Source organism: Azonexus hydrophilus (assembly GCF_038368255.1).
GTDB classification, from domain to species: Bacteria; Pseudomonadota; Gammaproteobacteria; order Burkholderiales; family Rhodocyclaceae; genus Azonexus; species Azonexus hydrophilus.
Window position 1 is genome coordinate 3,187,713 of record NZ_CP151406.1, and the last position, 19,344, is coordinate 3,207,056.

The 19,344-nt window shown below is 64.4% G+C and carries 24 protein-coding genes; 13 read left to right on the forward strand and 11 right to left on the reverse strand.

The window, feature by feature from the left end:
- Positions 1-5: 5 nt before the first annotated feature.
- Positions 6-806 (reverse strand): IclR family transcriptional regulator, encoded by an 801-nt coding sequence (locus AADV58_RS15475; RefSeq protein WP_028994376.1) that lies wholly within the window; start codon positions 804-806, stop codon positions 6-8.
- Between the two features lie 68 nt (positions 807-874).
- On the opposite strand from AADV58_RS15475, the gene paaY reads away from it, so the two are divergent.
- Positions 875-1,495 carry a phenylacetic acid degradation protein PaaY gene (gene paaY, locus AADV58_RS15480; RefSeq protein WP_028994375.1) on the forward strand — a complete coding sequence of 207 codons (621 nt, stop codon included), beginning with the start codon at positions 875-877 and terminating at the stop codon, positions 1,493-1,495.
- Here paaY and paaX read toward each other — a convergent pair.
- On the reverse strand, positions 1,484-2,431 hold the full coding sequence (gene paaX, locus AADV58_RS15485) for a phenylacetic acid degradation operon negative regulatory protein PaaX (RefSeq protein WP_341743636.1): 948 nt from the start codon (positions 2,429-2,431) through the stop codon (positions 1,484-1,486). The two genes, paaY and paaX, sit on opposite strands and share 12 nt — an antisense overlap.
- Positions 2,432-2,645: 214 nt before the next feature.
- On the opposite strand from paaX, the gene AADV58_RS15490 reads away from it, so the two are divergent.
- Positions 2,646-3,431, forward strand: a complete 786-nt coding sequence (locus AADV58_RS15490) for a peptidoglycan DD-metalloendopeptidase family protein (protein ID WP_051295337.1) — start codon at positions 2,646-2,648, stop codon at positions 3,429-3,431.
- A gap of 9 nt (positions 3,432-3,440) precedes the next feature.
- Here the strand turns inward: AADV58_RS15490 and AADV58_RS15495 are convergent, their stop codons facing one another.
- Positions 3,441-4,127, reverse strand: a complete 687-nt coding sequence (locus AADV58_RS15495) for a DUF3334 family protein (protein ID WP_028994373.1) — start codon at positions 4,125-4,127, stop codon at positions 3,441-3,443.
- A gap of 95 nt (positions 4,128-4,222) precedes the next feature.
- Between AADV58_RS15495 and AADV58_RS15500 the strand changes: the two genes are divergently transcribed.
- The 7 genes from AADV58_RS15500 to AADV58_RS15530 all read left to right on the forward strand — a co-directional run bounded on the left by AADV58_RS15500 (position 4,223) and on the right by AADV58_RS15530 (position 10,157).
- Complete coding sequence (locus AADV58_RS15500) at positions 4,223-4,528, forward strand: hypothetical protein (protein WP_341743637.1); 306 nt, start codon at positions 4,223-4,225, stop codon at positions 4,526-4,528.
- Positions 4,529-4,858: 330 nt separating this feature from the next.
- Positions 4,859-5,446, forward strand: a complete 588-nt coding sequence (locus AADV58_RS15505) for a hypothetical protein (RefSeq protein WP_341743638.1) — start codon at positions 4,859-4,861, stop codon at positions 5,444-5,446.
- A gap of 8 nt (positions 5,447-5,454) precedes the next feature.
- Positions 5,455-6,591 (forward strand): efflux RND transporter periplasmic adaptor subunit, encoded by a 1,137-nt coding sequence (locus tag AADV58_RS15510; protein ID WP_341743639.1) that lies wholly within the window; start codon positions 5,455-5,457, stop codon positions 6,589-6,591.
- Positions 6,592-7,284, forward strand: coding sequence for an ABC transporter ATP-binding protein (locus AADV58_RS15515; RefSeq protein ID WP_341743640.1), 693 nt, complete (start codon positions 6,592-6,594; stop codon positions 7,282-7,284).
- Positions 7,271-8,479 carry an ABC transporter permease gene (locus AADV58_RS15520; RefSeq protein ID WP_341743641.1) on the forward strand — a complete coding sequence of 403 codons (1,209 nt, stop codon included), beginning with the start codon at positions 7,271-7,273 and terminating at the stop codon, positions 8,477-8,479. Before AADV58_RS15515 ends, AADV58_RS15520 begins: the two co-directional genes overlap by 14 nt.
- Positions 8,480-8,481: 2 nt before the next feature.
- Positions 8,482-9,681, forward strand: a complete 1,200-nt coding sequence (locus tag AADV58_RS15525) for an ABC transporter permease (RefSeq protein ID WP_341743642.1) — start codon at positions 8,482-8,484, stop codon at positions 9,679-9,681.
- 53 nt (positions 9,682-9,734) lie between these two features.
- Positions 9,735-10,157: a MaoC family dehydratase gene (locus tag AADV58_RS15530; RefSeq protein ID WP_341743643.1), complete on the forward strand. Its 423-nt coding sequence runs from the start codon at positions 9,735-9,737 to the stop codon at positions 10,155-10,157.
- A gap of 92 nt (positions 10,158-10,249) precedes the next feature.
- On the opposite strand, the gene AADV58_RS15535 is transcribed toward AADV58_RS15530, so the two are convergent.
- Complete coding sequence (locus AADV58_RS15535; RefSeq protein WP_341743644.1) at positions 10,250-11,365, reverse strand: pseudouridine synthase; 1,116 nt, start codon at positions 11,363-11,365, stop codon at positions 10,250-10,252.
- Positions 11,362-11,706: an FKBP-type peptidyl-prolyl cis-trans isomerase gene (locus tag AADV58_RS15540; RefSeq protein WP_028994363.1), complete on the reverse strand. Its 345-nt coding sequence runs from the start codon at positions 11,704-11,706 to the stop codon at positions 11,362-11,364. Before AADV58_RS15540 ends, AADV58_RS15535 begins: the two co-directional genes overlap by 4 nt.
- Before the next feature lie 128 nt (positions 11,707-11,834).
- On the opposite strand from AADV58_RS15540, the gene rplU reads away from it, so the two are divergent.
- The 4 genes from rplU (at position 11,835) to proB (ending at position 14,688) form a co-directional block, all read left to right on the forward strand.
- On the forward strand, positions 11,835-12,146 hold the full coding sequence (rplU, locus tag AADV58_RS15545; protein ID WP_011289195.1) for a 50S ribosomal protein L21: 312 nt from the start codon (positions 11,835-11,837) through the stop codon (positions 12,144-12,146).
- A 21-nt stretch (positions 12,147-12,167) separates the two neighbouring features.
- On the forward strand, positions 12,168-12,431 hold the full coding sequence (rpmA, locus tag AADV58_RS15550) for a 50S ribosomal protein L27 (RefSeq protein WP_028994362.1): 264 nt from the start codon (positions 12,168-12,170) through the stop codon (positions 12,429-12,431).
- 68 nt (positions 12,432-12,499) lie between these two features.
- The gene (gene cgtA / locus AADV58_RS15555) at positions 12,500-13,573 is read left to right on the forward strand and encodes an Obg family GTPase CgtA (protein ID WP_028994361.1); all 1,074 of its coding nucleotides are present in this window, start codon (positions 12,500-12,502) and stop codon (positions 13,571-13,573) included.
- On the forward strand, positions 13,570-14,688 hold the full coding sequence (gene proB / locus AADV58_RS15560; RefSeq protein ID WP_341743645.1) for a glutamate 5-kinase: 1,119 nt from the start codon (positions 13,570-13,572) through the stop codon (positions 14,686-14,688). Before cgtA ends, proB begins: the two co-directional genes overlap by 4 nt.
- Before the next feature lie 147 nt (positions 14,689-14,835).
- On the opposite strand, the gene AADV58_RS15565 is transcribed toward proB, so the two are convergent.
- From AADV58_RS15565 to AADV58_RS15590, 6 genes are all read right to left on the reverse strand, one after another.
- The gene (locus AADV58_RS15565; protein WP_341743646.1) at positions 14,836-15,936 is read right to left on the reverse strand and encodes a porin; all 1,101 of its coding nucleotides are present in this window, start codon (positions 15,934-15,936) and stop codon (positions 14,836-14,838) included.
- A 235-nt stretch (positions 15,937-16,171) separates the two neighbouring features.
- Positions 16,172-16,501 carry a nucleotidyltransferase domain-containing protein gene (locus AADV58_RS15570; RefSeq protein ID WP_028994358.1) on the reverse strand — a complete coding sequence of 110 codons (330 nt, stop codon included), beginning with the start codon at positions 16,499-16,501 and terminating at the stop codon, positions 16,172-16,174.
- On the reverse strand, positions 16,501-16,923 hold the full coding sequence (locus AADV58_RS15575; protein ID WP_043420899.1) for a nucleotidyltransferase substrate binding protein: 423 nt from the start codon (positions 16,921-16,923) through the stop codon (positions 16,501-16,503). The genes AADV58_RS15570 and AADV58_RS15575 overlap by 1 nt, the downstream gene beginning before the upstream one ends.
- Positions 16,924-16,953: 30 nt before the next feature.
- Positions 16,954-17,742, reverse strand: coding sequence for an indole-3-glycerol phosphate synthase TrpC (gene trpC / locus AADV58_RS15580; RefSeq protein WP_341743647.1), 789 nt, complete (start codon positions 17,740-17,742; stop codon positions 16,954-16,956).
- Positions 17,739-18,767: an anthranilate phosphoribosyltransferase gene (trpD, locus tag AADV58_RS15585; RefSeq protein WP_341743648.1), complete on the reverse strand. Its 1,029-nt coding sequence runs from the start codon at positions 18,765-18,767 to the stop codon at positions 17,739-17,741. The genes trpC and trpD overlap by 4 nt, the downstream gene beginning before the upstream one ends.
- On the reverse strand, positions 18,764-19,336 hold the full coding sequence (locus tag AADV58_RS15590; RefSeq protein WP_028994355.1) for an aminodeoxychorismate/anthranilate synthase component II: 573 nt from the start codon (positions 19,334-19,336) through the stop codon (positions 18,764-18,766). The genes trpD and AADV58_RS15590 overlap by 4 nt, the downstream gene beginning before the upstream one ends.
- Positions 19,337-19,344 lie beyond the last annotated feature (8 nt).

A 19,344-nucleotide genomic window follows, 5' to 3' on the forward strand; every position in this document is an offset into this window, starting at 1 on the left:
GCCCGCTATTGCGGCGGCTTCGGCTCGCCGGTGGCGCCCAGGCGCAGCGACAGGGCCTCGGCGTGCCGGCGCAGATGGCTGACTTCGAGACCGTCGGCGCTGGTGTCGAGCATGCCCTGAACGCCGACGGCGAGCAGGGCCATGGTGATTTCGTTGCGGAAGTTGAACACCGGCACCGCCGCTGCCGTCACACCCGGCACCTTGTGGAAGCCGTCGGTGGTGGCAAAGCCCCTGGCCCTGACGTCGGCCAGCAGGGCTTCAACACCGGCCTTGCTCTTCAGTTCCGGCGGCAGGTCCGGCGCCTTCATCTCGGCAGCGAGCAACGGCGCGACGACCTTGCGCGGCATCCAGGCGGCGAACACCCGGCCGGTGGCCGACGACAGCAGTTCGAGCACGGTGCCGGTGATGACATTGACCGTGATCGGCCGGCGCGGCCTTTCCCAGCGCACCACCACCGGACCGCGGTCGCCCCAGACGGCGAGTGCGGTGGTCTGGTTGATCTCGTCGCGCAGTTCGGCGATGGCATTGAGCCCGAGGCGTACGCGGTCGAGGCGGTCGAGGGCGACCAGGCCGACGTTGAGCGCAAACGGCCCGAGGTCGTAACGCGAACTCATCGGGTCCTGTTCGACCAGGCCGGCACGGATCAGGCTGACCAGGTAGCGGTGCGCTTTCGACGCCGGCATCCCGGCCGCCGCCGCAATGTCCTTGAGCATCATCGAGCGCTGCCCGTCGACCATGGCCCGCAGGATGCTCATGCCGACCTCCATCGACTGCACGCCGTGCTTGCCGTCAGTATCCTCGCTCATCGCCAAAAATTCCTCATTACAAAACAGGTTCTATAATAATGCACTTCGACAGCCAAGCGACAAGCCCCATGAACTCCCTGCGCGTCTATGCCATCGACGGCATCACCCCGGTGGTTGACCCGACCGCCTACGTCCATCCCAGCGCCGTCCTGATCGGCGACGTGATCGTCGGCCCGGGCTGTTACGTCGGCCCCTGCGCCAGCCTGCGCGGCGATTTCGGCCGGCTGATCCTGGAGCGCGGCGCCAACCTGCAGGACACCTGCGTCATGCACGGCTTCCCCGGCACCGATACCGTGGTCGAGGAAGACGGGCACATCGGCCACGGCGCCGTGCTGCACGGTTGCCGCATCGGGCGCAACGCGCTGGTCGGCATGAACGCGGTGATCATGGACAACGCCGTGATCGGCGCCAACAGCATCGTCGCCGCCTCCAGCTTCATCAAGGCCGGCCAGGAAATTCCCGACGGCGTGCTGGTCGCCGGCCTGCCCGGCCGCGTCGTCCGCCCGCTGAGCGACGAGGAAATCGCCTGGAAGGGCGAAGGCACGAAAACCTATCAGGAGTTGACCCGGCGTTGCCTGGCCACGATGGTCGAAACGGCACCGCTGACGGAAGTCGAAGCCGACCGTCGGCGTATCGAGATCGCCGGCGTGATCCCGCTGGTCGACCTGAAGAAGGAATCAGCGGCTTAAGGGATCGTCCTGGCTGAAGCGGTTGGCCAGGGTCGCGTCCTCGACCGGTGTGCTGCCGTCGGCCACGCACAGCATGGTGTCGAGATGGCGCGACGAGGCCGTCTCCAGCCGCCGGTAAATCTCCTTGCACAGCAGGCGCGCCTGCTGGCCGGGCCACTGCGCGGGCAACAGGACTTCGGGCAGTTCCGGGTCGCGCAGCAGCATGCGCCGGTAATCGTGGATCAGCAGGATGCGCAGCAGGAAGGCATCCTGATCGCTCAGGGCTAGGCGCTGATCGCGCTGCAGTTCGTCGAGCACCGGCTGGTAGCGGCTGACGAAATGCCCGTAGGCTTCGGCCAGCGCCGGCAGGTTCCAGGCGCGGCTGACCAGGTCGGCGTCACTGGCCGACATGGCCGAACGCGAATCGGCGGCAAAAAGCGGCAGTAGCGCCGACAAGGCTGAAGACAGGCCTTCGGCAACCAGGGCATCGAGCACCACCGACAGGTCGGCGCCCGGGTGCACGAAGCATTCGCCGCCGAGCATGCCGAACCCCTGCCAGGCGAGCGCGCTGCGCACCTGCTCGCGGGTCTTCTGGGGCAGTTCGCCAACCTGGAGGATCAGGCGCCAGCGATGGTCCCACAAGGGCGCCCGCGACGCGTAAATGTGCCGGGCGGCTTCTTCGAAACGTCGCCGACCGGCAGCGGTCAGGGCATAATCGGCGCGACGGCCGATGGTTTCGGTACACAGCCATTCTTCCTTGACCAGGCGGAAGACCGAGGTCCGGATCAGGCGCTCGTTGAGGTCCAGCGGTTCCAGCAGGCGGATCAGGCTGCCCAGCCAGATCTTGCCGCCACGGGGCAGAATGGCGTCGCCAAAGACGGTAATGATCAGCGAACCGGCCTGTACCCGGCGTTTCTGCCGAAATGCGCTGAGACGCTGCTGTATTTCACTATTCACGGAATCACGACCCCGGACACTTACCGATCAGGAAAAATCGAATTAAATCATTTACCAGCATAATTTAAAAGACTTTTTCATGAAAACCGCAGAAACAACCCAAAGCAACGCGACACAGATTTCAAATGTTTTTATTTTTATATGTAACATTTTCAGAAATCCAGCAAACCCCAGCTCGCGCGCTCGCCTGATCGCCGCCTTGCTGCTCGGCGGCATGCTGTCGTTCGCCCCCGCCTACGCTGCACTGCCACGGCATCTGGCGGTTCCGGGCGGTGTTGCCGTGATCGATCTGGGGCCCGACAGCCGCCCCCGCCCGCAGGCCTTCCACGACACCAGCCCGCTCGCCGTTGTCGCTCACGCCGGACGCTGGCACGCCCTGCTTGGCATTCCCCTCGATGCCCTGCCGGTACCGCTGGAAGTCACTGTCGCCGAAGCAGCGTCGTCGAGGACGATCAGCGTTCCGGTCGGCACGAAGAACTATCCGGAACAGCGCCTGACCATCAAGGAAACACGCAAGGTCGAACCTTCGCCGGAAGACCTCGCACGCATCGAACGCGAGCAGGCGCACACCGCCGAACTGAAACGCCGCTTCAGCGCCGGCAACCCCGACACCGGTTTCTCACGACCCGCCGACGGCCGCCTGTCGTCGCGTTTCGGCCTGCGCCGCTTTTTCAACGGCCTGCCGCGCAACCCGCACAACGGGCTCGATTTCGCCGCCCCCAGCGGCGCGCAGGTCAGCGCCCCGGCTGCCGGCACGGTGATCGACACTGGCGATTATTTCTTCAACGGTAACAGCGTCTTCCTTGATCACGGCCAGGGCCTGATCAGCATCTACATGCACCTGTCGCGCATCGATGTGCAGGTGGGTCAACGCCTTGCCCGCGGCGAACGCCTGGGGGCCGTCGGCGCCACCGGCCGCTCGACCGGGCCGCACCTGCACTGGACGGTCATCCTCAACGATACGCCGGTCGACCCGGAACTGTTTCTTGCCCGCCCCTGAGGGGCGCACTTACATGCCGAGGGAGTTGAGCAGATCGTCGTGGTCGTTGGCCGGCGCCTGCACGGGGGCCGGTTTGGCCTTGGCGGAAGCCGCCTGGGCGATCAGTTCGTCGGGGTCGGCGACTTCCTGGGCATCGAAGTCGAACAGCTTGATGAACTCGGTGCGGTCGATCGCCAGTTCGAGATAGAAGATGTTGTTGCGGCTGGTATAGAAGGTGACCCGACGCGCTTCCGGCTTGTCCAGGTTGGTATCGACGCTGAGCATGACCTGCTTGTTGAGCACCAGCATCTTCGGCTGATTCTGGGTGATGTGCGTCTGCAATTCACGCCCGACCTTGCCGGTGAAATTGCCGACAATCTGGTTCATCAGTTCGCCCATCACGTTGCTGACTTCATCGGCGGTGTGCGAACTGGCCAGCTCCTCCTTCGCCATGCCCATGCTCAGCAAATAGGTCTCGTACAACTCCATCGCTGCCGAGGCGGAAAAATTGATCACGACCAGACCGGAAAAACCGCCGTCGAACAACACGAAACAACCGATATCCGGTTTCAGGCAGGTCTTGGTGATGCGCTGGACCATGCCGGAATAACGGATCTGGCTCTGGGTGGCGACATTGAGGACATCGGTCACCGAGTTGCACAGGCTCATCAGGATGTCTTCGGTGCCAAAGACGACAGGTTTGTCTTGTTCGATCATGATTCGGCAAAGTCTCGGTGAATTAACAATATCCGCATATATAGCACAGTCACGGACGACTTGCCGGCCTTCACCTTGATGCCGCATCATGCGCCGTGCGCGAAATCATCCTGGAACTGCATCGCGAGGCCCCTGCCAAGCCCGCCGAAGGCCAGCCCTGCAATGGCTGCGGGGTTTGCTGCGCACTCGAAACCTGCCCACTCGGCCGCTTGCGCTTCCTGCAGCGGCTCGGCCCGTGCCCGGCGCTGACCTGGTCGGCGGATGCGCAGCGCTATCACTGCGGACTGCTGCTGGCCCCCGGCGCCGACAGCTTGCTCGGCCGACTCTGCGCCCGCTGGATATCGGCCGGCAGCGGCTGCGACTGCAGCGCCGAAATCAGCCCTGAAAACGCCGGGCCCTGAAAGCGTGAAGCCCATGCGTTTCAGGCATGGGCTTCGTTTGCTGCAACCCCAACACACCCGGTCGGGGCAATCGGCATTACGCCGTATGGGGAGTACTACACGGTAATCTCAAGAAATGCTTCCTTTGACAACTGCCATAGAATCTCCTGCAACGCAGCATTGACTGCCACTGCATGTCGGGCTTGCTGCACACTCGACACAACTTCAGCTTACCACTCTGAAAATAAAAAACCAGCCTGTTTTTTTCTCCAGCAAATTCCCTTGCGCCATGTTTGGTCAATCCCGTGCAATCGGCGAGAATAGCAGGATTCGCACCACGCCAACGGGATCATGGACAACCTGATCAAGGACACTGCAACGCTGGAGCTTTTCTGCTGGCTCGACGCAGGCGCCGACCTGCCCGGCTGGGACATCCTCAAGGGCAGCCCCTTCGGCGCCACACTGGCCGCGCCGCAGGGTGGTGCACCGAGCGCCGGCGACCAATTGCTGTCGGTGCAGAATTATTTCGCCGAGTACCACCTCGAATATTTCCGGCAACGGCGCTACAACCATTTCCCCAGCCGCCTGCATGCCCTGCTGCAGTTCGCCACCCGTACCGACGCGATGACCTTCCGCCACAAGCATCCGGATCGCGTCTTCGGCAAGAACCTCTCCTGCTCGCGGACCAAGGGCGCCTACATCTGCTCCTTTCACGATGCCAGCTGGCTCGATTATTTACGCCTGCCGCACAGCCTGTCGCTCGAAACCCTCGACGAAGTCGCCGAGTACTACTGGTCGGGCCGCACCGTCGAGGAAGTCGGCCTGACCTTCATGAACGAACCCTGGCAGGAGCCGCCGGTGATCGAGGCGCTTTACCAAGGTAGCCTCGAACCGGTGTGGGGCCATGAACAATCCGGCTGGCTGCCCGGCTTCAGATAGGAAACCCCATGCGTCGCCTCGTCACCGCCCTGATTATCGTCGCCATCCTCGCCGCCACAGCCTTCTGGCTGAGCCGCCCCAAACCGGTTGCCGTTACCGTCGCCAGCGTCGGCACCGGCACGGTCGAGGCGACGCTGGCGAACACCCGCGCCGGCACGGTCGAGGCCTGCCAGCGCACCAAACTGTCGACCATCGTCGGCGGGCGCATCGAATACCTTGGCGTCAAGGAAGGCGACAAGGTTGACAAGGGCCAATTGCTGCTCAAGCTGTGGAACGACGACCAGCAAGCCAGTTCGACGCTGGCTGCCGCCCAGGTGACGCTGGCGGCAAAGCGCGCCGAGGAAGTCTGCATTGCCGCGACCAACGCCGAAAAGGAAGCCAGCCGGCAAGCCGAGTTGCGCGCCCGCGGCTTCGTCTCGCCCAGCCGCGAGGAAAGCGCCCGCACCGACGCCGAGGTCCGCCGGGCCGCCTGCGCCACGGCGCGCGCCGACATCGCCCAGGCCGAAGCCCGGCTCAAATCAACCCGCGTCGACCAGGGCCGTGTTGCCTTGTACGCGCCCTTTGCCGGCACGGTAGCCAAGATCGTCGGCGAACTGGGCGAATACTCGACGCCATCACCGCCGGGTGTGCCGACGCCGCCGGCAATCGACCTGTTCGACGCCTCCTGCCTCTACGTCAAGGCGCCGATGGACGAAGTCGATGCACCCAAGATCGCGGTCGGACAACCCGTGCGCATTACCCTCGATGCGCTGCCCGGCAAGGTGCTGACCGGGACCGTGCGGCGTGTTGCCCCCTACGTCTCGGCCGTGGAAAAGCAGGCGCGCACCGTCGATATCGAAGTCGATTTCGCCAAGCCGGACGAAGCCGCCGGCCTGCTGGTCGGCTACAGCGCCGATGTCGAGATCATCCTGGCGACCCGGGAAAACGTCCTGCGCATTCCGACCGCGGCGATCCTTGAAGGCGGCAAGGTGCTGCTGCTGGAAGACGGCAAGCTGGTCGAACGCAGCATCAAGGCCGGGCTCGCCAACTGGGAACACACCGAGATCAGCGAAGGCCTGCAGGCCGGCGAACGCATCGTCACCTCGCTCGAACGCAGCGGTGTCGTCGCCGGCGCCAAGGCGACGGAAGAACAAGCGGCTCGCTGAATGGCGCTGATCGAACTGTCCGGCATCGAGCGCCGCTTCCAGCTCGGCGACACCACGGTGCATGCGCTGGCCGGCCTCGACCTGAGCATCTCGGCCGGCGAATACGTCGCCGTGATGGGGCCGTCCGGCTCGGGCAAATCGACGCTGCTCAACCTGCTCGGCCTGCTCGACCGCCCCAATGCCGGCAGCTACCGGCTGGAAGGTCGCGACGTGACGACGCTGAGCGCCGACGAACAGGCGCAGGTGCGCAGCACACGCATCGGTTTCGTCTTCCAGAGTTTTCACCTGGTGCCGCGCCTGACCGCCGCCGAGAACATCGCGCTGCCGATGATGCTGGCCGGCATCGCACGCAGCGAGCGCGACCGCCGGGTCACCGAGGCACTGAGGAACTTCGGCCTGGACCAGCGCGCCGACCACAAGCCGGACCAACTCTCCGGCGGTCAGCGTCAGCGCGTCGCCATCGCCCGGGCGACGATCATGCAGCCGGCGCTGATCCTCGCCGACGAACCGACCGGCAACCTCGACCGGCACACCGGCGAGGAAGTGGTCAATCTGCTCGAAGCCCTGAACGCCAGCGGCGTCACCCTGGTCGTCGTCACCCACGACCCGCAGATGGGCGAACGCGCCCGCCGCCAGCTGGTCATGGAAGACGGGCGCCTCAAGCACGACAGCGCCGCGCATGCGCCTGCCTGACATCCTGCGTTTCGCCCGCGACGCCGCCACCGGCTACCCGGTGCGCACGGCGCTGTCGGTGCTGGCGATGGCCATCGGCGTCGCCGCCGTGGTGCTGCTGACGGCACTCGGCGACGGTGCCCGACGTTACGTCGTCGGCCAGTTCTCGTCGCTCGGCAGCAACCTCGTCATCGTCCTGCCCGGGCGCACCGGCACCGGCGGCTTCAACCCGGCGACGGCGATCACCAATACGCCGCGCGACCTGACCATCGACGACGCCGGTGCCCTCCGCCGCGCGCCGGCCGTACACCGCGTCGCCCCGCTCGCTGTCGGCACCTCGGAAATCAGCGTCGGCGGCCGACTGCGCGAGGTCATGGTCGCCGGCACCACAAGAGAATATTTCGCCATCCGCGATTTCGCGCTCGCCCAGGGCGACGCGCTGCCCGAAGAAGACTGGAACCGCGGCTCGGCCGTCGCCGTGATCGGCGCCACCGTCCGCGCCGAACTGTTCGGCAGCGCCCCGGCGGTCGGCCAACTGGTGCGCATCGGCGACCGCCGCGTGCGCATCGTCGGCGTCCTCAAGTCGACCGGCCAAGGGCTGGGCATGAATACCGACGAACTGGTCATCGTCCCGGTCGCCTTCGCCCAGGCGATGTTCAACAGCAACACGCTGTTCCGCGTACTGGTCGAGGCGCGCAGCCGCGACGCCATTCCGCAGGCGCGCGACCAGACGCTGGCGATCCTGACCCAGCGCCATCGCGGCGAGGAAGATGTCACGGTGATCACCCAGGATGCCGTCCTGGCCACCTTCGACAAGCTGCTCGGCGCGCTGACCCTGGCCGTCGCTGGCATTGCCGCGATCAGCCTGGCGGTGGCCGGCATCCTGGTGATGAACGTGATGCTCGTCGCGGTGACCCAGCGCACCGGCGAAATCGGCCTGCTCAAGGCGCTCGGCGCGCCGGCGCGAACCATCCGCCTGGCCTTCCTGACCGAAGCCGCGATGCTGTCGGCGGTCGGCGCCCTACTCGGCTACCTGCTCGGCCAGCTCGGCGCCTTCGTCCTGCGCCAGATCTTCCCGGTCTTTCCCGCCTACCCGCCCGACTGGGCGGTGATCGCCGGGCTGTCCACCGCCATCGGCACCGGACTGCTGTTCGGCTTCCTGCCAGCGCGTCGCGCCGCCCGGCTCGATCCGGTGCAGGCGCTGATGAAGCACTGAGCATGGATCTCCGCGACGCCATCCGCCTTGCCGCCCGTGCCGTCACCGCGCAGCGGCTGCGCAGCTTCCTGACACTGCTCGGCATCGCCGTCGGCATTGCCTCGGTGATCCTGCTCACCTCGATCGGCGAGGGCATCCATCGCTATGTGCTGGGCGAATTCAGCCAGTTCGGCACCAACGTCGTGACCATCGCCCCGGGCAAGACGAAAACCGGCGGCGCCCCCTCCGGCCTGCCGTCGAGCGCCCGCCCGCTGACGCTGGAGGATGCGCAATCGCTGGCCCGCCTGCCGCATGTCGTCGCGGTGACGCCGAACATCAAGGGCAACGCCGAAATCCAGGGCAATGGGCGCACCCGGCGCACGCTGATCTCCGGCGTCAGCGCCGATTCTGCCGCCGTTTTCCGTCTGGCCGCGCGCAGTGGCCAGTACCTGCCCGCCGACGATGCCGGCAATGCGCGCGCCTTCGTCGTCCTCGGTGCCAAGCTGAAGGAAGAACTGTTCGGCGCCGACAACGCGCTCGGCCAGCGCATCCGCATCGGCGGCCTGCAATTCCGCGTGATCGGCATCATGGAAGCCAAGGGCCAGTTCCTCGGCATCGACCTCGACGATACCGCCTTCATCCCCGCTGCCCGCGCCCAGGAACTGTTCAACCGCGAGGGCATGGACGAAATCAATGTCGCCGTCGCCGAGAACGCCCCGTCGGCGGCGGTCGCCGGCCAGATCCGTCGGCACCTGATCGAACGCCACGGCCGCGAGGACTTCACCATTGTCACCCAGGAAGAGATGCTGAAGACGCTGTCCAACATCCTCAACGTGCTGACCCTGGCCGTCGGCGCGCTCGGCGGCATTTCGCTGCTGGTCGGCGGCGTCGGCATCGTCACCATCATGACCATCGCCGTCACCGAGCGAACTGGTGAAATCGGCCTGCTGGTCGCCCTCGGCGCCCGCCGGCGCACCATCCTCGGGCTGTTTCTCGGCGAAGCCATCGCCCTCTCGGCACTGGGCGGGGCGCTCGGCTTGTTGCTCGGCATCGGCCTGGCGCAACTGATCCACCTGCTGGTGCCAGCGCTGCCGGTGCATACGCCGCTCAGTTTCGTGCTGCTGGCCGAGGGCATTGCCATCGCCATCGGCCTCGCCGCCGGCGTACTGCCGGCCCGGCGCGCGGCCGGACTTGATCCGGTTGAAGCATTACGGACAGAATGACGTGCTAAAGTTCCGGCTCCAGATCAACAAGCCACAACAGGAGCCCAGCAACAATGTCCTACTACATCGACCAGCTCGAACCCGGCATGTCCGCGAGTACTTCCAAGACCGTCACCGAAGCCGACATCATCCTGTTCGCCGGCATCTCGACCGACGTCAATCCGGCCCACCTCGACGAGGAATACTGCAAGGGCACGATGTTCGGCACGCGCATCGCCCATGGCATGCTCTCCGCCGGTTTCATCTCGGCCACGCTGGCCAACAAGCTGCCCGGGCCCGGCACCATCTACCTGTCGCAGACGCTGAAGTTCAAGGCCCCGGTCAAGCCGGGCGACACCGTTACCGCCACGGTCACCGTGCGCGAGGTCAACACCGCGAAGAATCGCGTCGTGCTCGACACCGTATGTACGGTCGCCGGCAAGACCGTGATCGAAGGCGAATGCCTGATGATGCCGCCGGTGCGTCCAGCCGCCTGATTTCTGCCAGCACATGAAAAACGCCGGTCGGGTAACCCCGCCGGCGTTTTTTGCATTTTATTGCGGTCGACCGCAATAATCGGTCAAAAAGCTCAGAACGCTTCGTCGGCACGCAGGAAACGCCACTGCCCCATCGGTAGGTCGCCCAAGCGGATGCGGCCGATGCGCACGCGCTTCAGGCCGACCACCTTGAGGCCGACCAGTTCGCACATGCGGCGGATCTGCCGCTTCTTGCCTTCCTTGAGGATGAAGTGCAGCTGGTCCTCGTTCAACTGCTTGACCCAGGCCGGCTTCAAGGGCTTGCCGTCGAGCTCCAGACCATGGCGCAGCAACTCCAGGCCGCCCTTGATCATCTCGCCGGAGACACGCACCAGGTATTCCTTCTCGGCGTCGCTGTCCTCGCCGATCAGACGCTTGGCGACACGACCGTCGCTGGTCAGCACCAGCAGGCCGGTCGAATCAACGTCGAGCCGGCCGGCCGGGGCCAGGCCGCGCAGCATCCACGGCTTGAACTCGGGCCCGCCCGATTGCGGCACCTGGTTTTCCGCAGTGATCAGCGTCACCGCCGGAATGCAGCCCGGCTCAGGCTGACCGGAAACGTAACCGACCGGCTTGTGCAACAGGATGGTGACCGCTTTGGCTTGATCCTTCTTGGCCTCGGTCGAGACTTCGATGCGCGCATCCGGATCGATCCGCGAACCGAGTTCGCTGACCTGCTCGCCATTGACGAAAACCCAGCCGCGCTCGATCCACAGATCGGCTTCGCGCCGCGAGCACATGCCGCGTTCGGACATCACCTTGGACAGCCGCGTCCCCGTGGGCGGTGGGCCTGAGCGCTCGACGGGCGCTGCCACCTTTTTCACTGGCCGGCCAGCCGGACGCTCAACCGGCGCCGCAGCCGCCATCGGCTTGCGTACCGGCGAACCACCGCGCAAGGGCGTGCGCTTGCCGGGCGCTTCCGAACGCAGACCGGCCTTCACGCCCAGCGTACCGGCCGGCTTGGTTTTCACCTCGGCCTTGACCTCGAGGTCGGCCGCACGCTCATCCGCTGGCCGCTTGTCGACCACCGGGCGTTCCGGCGCTTTGGCCGGCCGTGCTCGCGCCGGTGCGGATTTTTCCGGGACCGGCGGTTCCGCTTTCTCGGCGGCAGGCGCGGCCTTATCGGCCGGCTGGCGCCACTTGGCCCAGGGATCGTCAGCCTGGGTCATTGCAGATCGAGGAGTTCGACCTCGAAGACCAGCGTTGCATTCGGCGGGATGACGCCGCCAGCGCCACGGGCGCCGTAACCGAGGTGAGCCGGGATGGTCAGCTTGCGGGTGCCGCCGATCTTCATGCCCTGGACGCCTTCGTCCCAGCCCTTGATGACATGGCCCTGGCCAAGCGGAAACTGGAAGGGATCGTTGCGATCCTTGCTCGAATCGAACTTGCTGCCGTCGGTCAGCCAGCCGGTGTAGTGCACGGTCACGAAAGCGCCGGCGGCGGCGACAGCGCCGCTGCCTTCAACGGTGTCTTCGTAGATCAGGCCGGAGGCCGTGGTGATTTCAGCCATGAGATGCTCCTTTGCGAAAGGCCGAAATTCTAGCACAAGCCCTTGAAAGGCTTTGACTTTCATGAACTCCTGCGTATAATGCGCGGTTCTTTGTAGCACCCTTTAGATTTATTTTCGGAGTCCAACCCATGTATGCGGTCATAAAAACCGGCGGCAAGCAGTATCGCGTTTCCGCTGGCCAAAAACTCAAAGTAGAACAGATACCGGCAGACGTTGGCGCAGAAGTTACCCTTGACCAGATCCTCATGGTAGGCGAAGGCGAGTCGGTAAAGATCGGCGCCCCCTTCCTTGCTGGCGCCACCGTCAAGTGCACCGTGGTTTCCCACGGCCGCCACGACAAGGTCAAGATCTTCAAGATGCGCCGTCGCAAGCACTACCAGAAGCGTCAGGGCCATCGTCAGAACTATACCGAACTGCGCATCGACACGATCGCTGCCTGAGTTCAGAGAAGGAGCTAGCAAATGGCACACAAAAAAGCAGGCGGCAGTTCGCGTAACGGCCGCGACTCACAGGCACAACGACTCGGCGTCAAGCGCTACGGCGGTCAATTCGTTCTCGCCGGCAACATCATCGTTCGCCAGCGCGGTACCGAATTCCACCCGGGCGAAAACGTCGGCATGGGCAAGGACCACACCCTGTTCGCGCTGAAGGATGGCACCATCCAGTTCGCCATCAAGGGCGAAAAGAAGCGCCGCACGGTCACCATCGTTCCGGCTGCCGAATAATTCGGACCGGCGGAACCCAGAAGCCCTATCCGCCGGATAGGGCTTTTTAATTTTCAGAGGCGGAAAGCATGAAGTTCATTGACGAAGCAAAGATCTACGTTAAAGCCGGTGACGGCGGCAACGGCATCGCCACCTTCCGCCGCGAAAAATACATCCCGATGGGTGGCCCCAACGGCGGCGACGGCGGTCGTGGCGGCAGCGTGTACGTGATCGCCGACCGCAACATCAACACCCTGGTCGATTACCGCTACACCCGCAAGTTCCTCGGCCAGCGCGGCGAGAACGGCGGCAGCGCCGATTGCTACGGCAAGGGCGGCGACGACATCTTCCTGCGCATGCCGGTCGGCACCGTGGTCACCGACCTCAACACCGGCGAAATCCTCGCCGACCTCGACGTGCACGACAAGAAGGTCCTGCTCGCCAAGGGCGGCAAGGGCGGCCTCGGCAATACCCATTTCAAGTCGTCGACCAACCGCGCGCCGCGCCAATGCACCAAGGGCGACCCCGGCGAGGAATTCGAGGTCAGCCTCGAACTGCGCGTACTCGCCGATGTCGGCCTGCTCGGCCTGCCCAACGCCGGCAAGAGCACGCTGATCCGCGCCGTCTCGTCGGCCCGCCCGAAGGTCGCCGACTACCCGTTCACCACGCTGCACCCGAATCTCGGCGTGGTCCGTGTCGGCGCCGAGAAGAGTTTCGTCATGGCCGACGTGCCCGGACTGATCGAAGGGGCCGCCGACGGCGCCGGCCTCGGCATCCGCTTCCTCAAGCACCTGCAGCGCACGCGCATCCTGCTGCACCTGGTCGACATCGCGCCGATCGATCCCGATGCCGACCCGGTCAAGGACGCCAAGGCCATCGTCGGCGAACTGGTCAAGCACGACCCGGCGCTGGCCGACAAGCCGCGCTGGCTGGTCCTCAACAAGCTCGACCTGATTCCCGAGGAAGACCGCGAAAAAGCGGTCAAGGACTTCCTCAAGGCCTACAAGAAGGCGACCAAGTACGATGGCCCGGTGTTCCCGATCACCGCCATCACCGGCGACGGCACCAAGCCGTTGATCTACGCGATCCAGGAAGCCCTCGAACAGATGGCCCGCCCGGAAATCGCCGACGACGACGAAGACACGCCCGCCGAGGAACAATGAGCCGCAGCCGCCTCGCTTCCGCCAAACGCCTGGTCGTCAAGGTTGGCTCGGCGCTCGTCACCAGTAACGGCAACGGCCTCGACCTCGCCGCCATCGACACTTGGGCGCGCCAGATCGCCGCGCTGCGCGAACAAGGACGCGAGGTCATCCTCGTCTCCTCCGGCGCCGTCGCCTGCGGTGTCCAGCGCCTGGGCTGGGGCCGCCGGCCGAAGACCGTGCATGAAAAACAGGCCGCCGCCGCCGTCGGCCAGGCCGGTCTGGTCGAAGTCTACGAGGCCGCGTTCAGCAAGCACGGCCTGCACACCGCGCAGATCCTGCTCACCCACGACGACCTCGCCGACCGCAAGCGCTACCTGAACGCCCGTGCCACCCTGAACACCCTGCTCGGCCTGGGCGTCATCCCGATCATCAACGAAAACGACACGGTGATCACCGACGAGATCAAGTTCGGCGACAACGACACGCTGGGCGCCCTGGTCGCCAACCTGCTCGAAGCCGACACCCTGATCATCCTCACTGATCAGCAGGGCCTGTATACCGCCGACCCGCGCAAGGATCCAGCGGCAACGCTGATCCAGGAAGCCAGCGCCGGCGACCCCGCACTCGAAGCCATGGCCGGCGGCGCCGGCAGCCGCGTCGGCACCGGCGGCATGATCACCAAGGTCATCGCCGCCAAACGCGCGGCACGCAGCGGCGCCGACACCGTGATCGCCAGCGGCCACGAAAACGATCCCATCCTGCGCCTGGCCACCGGCGAGGCACTGGGCACCCTGCTCGTCGCCCAGACGCCGCCCCTGGCCGCCCGCAAGCAATGGTTGGCCGACCACCTGCAACTGGCCGGCCGCCTCGTACTCGACGACGGCGCCGTCAAGGCCCTGAAATCCGGAAAAAGCCTGCTGCCGGTCGGCGTCTCGGCCGTTGACGGCGAATTCGAGCGCGGCGCGGCGGTTGCCTGCATCGCCCCCGACGGCCACGAAATCGCCCGCGGCCTGACCAACTACGGCAGCGGCGAAGCCCGCCTGATCGCCCGCAAGGCGACTCATGAAATCGACGGCATCCTCGGCTACATCGACGAGCCGGAAATGATCCATCGCGACAATCTGATCCTGGTTTGAAATCGGGCTGACAACAAAAAACCACGCCAACATGAGCGTGGTTTTTTTATTGTCCCGTTTCCAGCGCCGAAGCTTTCATGAACCCCAATAGAAAACGGCCACTCCGAAGAGTGACCGTTTCAGTTTTCTAAAACCAGCTAGGCTAGATTAGAAGGAGTGACGCAGACCAACCATGAAGCCGGTGTAGTCACGACCAGCAGCGGCCGGAGCAGCAGCAGCAACCGGGTTGTAGTAGAAGCGATAATCAGCACCAGCGTTGTTCGACAGCTTGCTGTAACGGGCGTGAGCGGTGGTGCGCTTGCTCAGGCTGTAGGTACCGACCAGGGTCCAGATGTTGGCGCTGGAATCAGCAACCGTACCGGCTTCGGTCTTGATCTTGTTGGACTTGGCCCACTCCAGACCAACGGCAGCTTGGCCGAAGGACTGCATGACACCCAGCGAGTAGGCAGCGCGCTTGAAGTAAGCACCAGCCACGTTGGTTTCAGCCTTGGTGTTGTCGTACAGGGCGGTAACCTTGGTGTTGGTCGGGAAGCTGTAGGTAGCAGCCAGACGCCAGACAGCGGCATCAGCTTCAACGTTACCAGCGGTACCAACCGGGGAACCGTTCTGGACCTTGTGGTAGCCAGCGCCGACGTACAGCGGGCCGTCTTCGTACTGACCGGCAACTTGCCACTGACGGGCTTCGCCTTGACCTGCACCGTTCGGGTTCACTTCGCCATTGACGTAAGCAACGGTAGCGTTGAAACCACCGAACTTCGGCGAAACATAGGCCAGGGCATTTTGAGCACGATCATCAGCACCGGTCTTGGTGGTGCCGATAGCGCCGGTGATCGAGTTGACGGTACCGAAACCAGCGGCGCCCGGAAGGATTTCAACCTTGGAACCCATGGCACGCAGCGGGTGCGTCAGGTTACCGGCAACGAAGGTACCGAAACCGCCGGTCAGGCCGATGTAGGTGTCACGACCACCACCCCAACCGCCGTTGGTGTCGGTGTTGATACCAGCTTCGAACTGGAACAGAGCCTTCAGGCCGTTGCCCAGGTCTTCCGTGCCACGGAAGCCGATGTTGGAAGAGTTGTTGTCAAGACGGCCAACATTCTTTTGACCTTGAGCACCAGCGGCGCTGTCATTGGACTTGACCCAGGCCTGGCCCAGATCGACCGTACCGTAAACGGTAACGTTGGACTGCGCGAAGGCAGCGGAAGAAGCCAGAGCGGCAACGGCCAGAGCAATAATCTTCTTTTGCATCAGAAAATCTCCTTAGTGGTTAGTTTTTAGCCGACTCCAAGGAGCCGGCTAAGCTTTACCTCTCGGATCGAGAAGTTGAGAAGCATTGTGCAAGCCCGACTGCCAAGGGGCAAGGCTTAATCCCGGACCTTTCCTGATCAAGCTGACATCTGTTGCATCAATGCAACAAGATCATGCAAAAAGTCTGAAAAACCGAAAAACCGGGGTCAGACCGCGGTTTTACGCAGTTTCGGTTTTACGCGGTTTTCTGACCGAACAAGGTAATACCCACGCGCGCCACATGCGCCAGCAGCTCGGGGTTATCAACCTCGTGTGCCATCACGACATCGATCTTCCAGGGCAGGAGCAGATCATCGAGTCGGGTTTCCAGGCCAAGTCGCCGCCCCGGATTCAGCGTTGGCGCTTCGATGAAGAGATCGATATCCGAACCCGGGCGTTGATTTCCCTTGGCTCGCGAACCGAAGAGTTGCACACGTTCCACTTCCGGATACATAGCCAGCACGCCCACGATGGCTGCCAGCGCATATCCGGGCAACCCGGCGGCGGGCGCTTCGCGGGATTTCATCAGGTCGGCACCCGTTGCTGCATGCTTGTTTGCAGCGCCAGCAACAAGGGGTGATAGCTCGCGATAATCGCATCGGCAATGGTGTTGGCAACCTGCTGGTTGTAGGTATGCGACGACTGATTACGGCTTCGTATCATCGCCATCCAGGCTTCGCCATCGTCGATCAAGCCAGCGGCAAATGCTTCCCGGGTGGCATCGCGCGAACCGGTGATGCCGGAAGTGCCTTGCCAGTAGAAATAGTCCTTGAGAAGATTCCAGGCCAGTTCATGAGTGAACTCGAACGCCTGAATCAACCCCTGCTGCTCCAGGGAAGATAGCGTGCGCTGCCCTGCCAGCTCAACTGCCTCTGAGAGACGGCAGAGCGCCAGCGTGTAGTTGGAAAGACGCTGCACCCAGCGAACATCTGCATCCGATCCAGTCATGACTTCCTCCCAAAACCAATCCGGATGTTATCAGGCAAACAATCTGGCCAGCTCTTCCCCCGGCTCGTCCGCGCGCATGAAAGCCTCGCCCACCAGGAAGGCGTTGACCGCGTGTTCGCGCATCAGGGCGACGTCTTCCGGCTTCAGGATGCCGCTTTCGGTGACCACGATGCGCTCCTGCGGAATCCTTGCCAGCAGGCCGAGGGTGGTGTCGAGGGTGACGTCGAAGCTGCGCAGGTTGCGGTTGTTGATGCCGAGCAGCGGCGTCTGCAACTGCAACGCGGCATCGAGTTCCTCGCCGTTATGGACTTCGACCAGCACCGCCATGCCGTAGTCCATGGCCTGGCGCTCCAGTGCCTGCATTTCCGCCAGACTGAGCGCGGCGGCGATGAGCAGGATGGCGTCGGCGCCCATGGCGCGGGCTTCGGCGACCTGGTAGGCATCGACGATGAAGTCCTTGCGCAGTACCGGCAGGTTGCAGGCGGCGCGGGCGGCCTGCAGGTATTCTGGCGCGCCCTGGAAATACTGGCGGTCGGTCAGCACCGACAGGCAGGCGGCGCCGTGAGCGGCGTAGCTGCGGGCGATGTCGGCCGGGCGGAAGTCGGCACGAATGATCCCCTTGGACGGACTGGCCTTCTTGATTTCGGCGATCACGGCGGGCTGAGCGGCGGCGATTTTGGCGCGGATGGCGCCGACGAAGTCGCGCGGGGCGGCTTGTTGCGCGGCTTCGGCATCAAGTGCGGCGAGCGGCTTGAGCGCCAGACCGGCAGCGATTTCCTCGTGCTTGGTGGCGATGATCTTGTTCAGGATGTCGCTCATGCGGCCCCCAGGCGTTGCGTGGATTCGACGAACTGCGCCAGCTTGGCCCGGGCGGCGCCGCTGGCGATGGCTTCGCGCGCCTTGGCGATGCCGTCGGCGATGCTGTCGGCGACGTTGGCGACGTAGAGCGCAGCGCCGGCATTCAGGCAGACGATTTCGCGGGCAGCACCCGGCTGATTGTCCAGGGCGGCAAGCATCATCGCCTTCGACTCGTCGGCGCTGCCGACGCGCAGGTTACGCAACGACATCATCTGCAGGCCGAAGTCTTCCGGATGCACTTCGTACTCGCGGACTTCACCGTCCTTCAGCTCACCGATCAGCGTCGTCGCGCCGAGCGAGATTTCGTCGAGGTTGTCCTTGCCGTGCACGACCAGCACGCGCTCGGCGCCGAGGCGCTGCATGACGCGCACCTGGATGCCGACCAGGTCGGGGTGGAAGACGCCCATCAGCGTGTTCGGCGCGGCGGCCGGGTTGGTCAGTGGGCCGAGGATGTTGAAGATGGTGCGCACGCCCATTTCGCGGCGCACCGGCGCGACGTGCTTCATCGCACTGTGGTGGTTGGGCGCGAACATGAAGCCGATGCCGCACTGTTCGATGCACTCGGCGACCTTTTCCGGCGCCAGGTTGATGTTGGCGCCGAGCGCTTCGAGCACGTCGGCACTGCCCGAGCTCGACGAGACGCTGCGCCCGCCGTGCTTGGCCACCTTGGCACCGGCCGCGGCGGCGACGAAGATCGAGGTGGTGGAAATGTTGAAGCTGTGCGCGGCGTCACCGCCGGTGCCGACGATATCGACGAAGTGACGGTCGTAGGGCACCTTGACCGGCGTCGCCAGCTCGCGCATGACGCTGGCGGCGGCGGCGATCTCGCCGATGGTTTCCTTCTTGACGCGCAGTCCGGTCAGGATGGCGGCAATCATCACCGGCGAGACTTCGCCGCTCATGATCTGGCGCATCAGCGAGACCATTTCGTCGTGGAAGATTTCGCGATGCTCGATGACGCGCTGGAGGGCGGCTTGCGGGGTCATGGCTGGTGCTCCTCGAGGAAGTTGTTGAGCAGGTCGTGACCGCGCTCGGTCAGGATCGATTCCGGGTGGAACTGGACGCCTTCGACGGCCAGCGTCTTGTGGCGCACACCCATGATCTCGCCGTCCTCGGTCCACGCTGTGATGTCGAGACAATCGGGCAGGCTGGCGCGCTCGATGGCCAGCGAGTGGTAGCGGGTGCAGGTCAGCGGATTGGGCAGATTGCGGAAGACGCCCTCGTTCTTGTGGTGCACCGGCGACACCTTGCCGTGCATCAGCGTTTTGGCGTGCACGATGCGCCCGCCGAAGGCTTCGCCAATCGACTGGTGACCGAGACAGACGCCGAGCAGCGGAATCTTGCCGGCGAATTCCTTGATCGCCGCCAGCGACACGCCGGCCTGCGCCGGGGCGCAGGGGCCGGGGGAAATGACCAGGTAGTCGGGCTTGAGACGTGCGATCTCGGCCAGCGTGATGGCGTCGTTGCGGAAAACTTTCACCTCCTGGCCGAGCTCGCCGAAATACTGGACCAGGTTGTAGGTGAAGCTGTCGTAATTGTCGATCATCAATAACATGGTGCGCC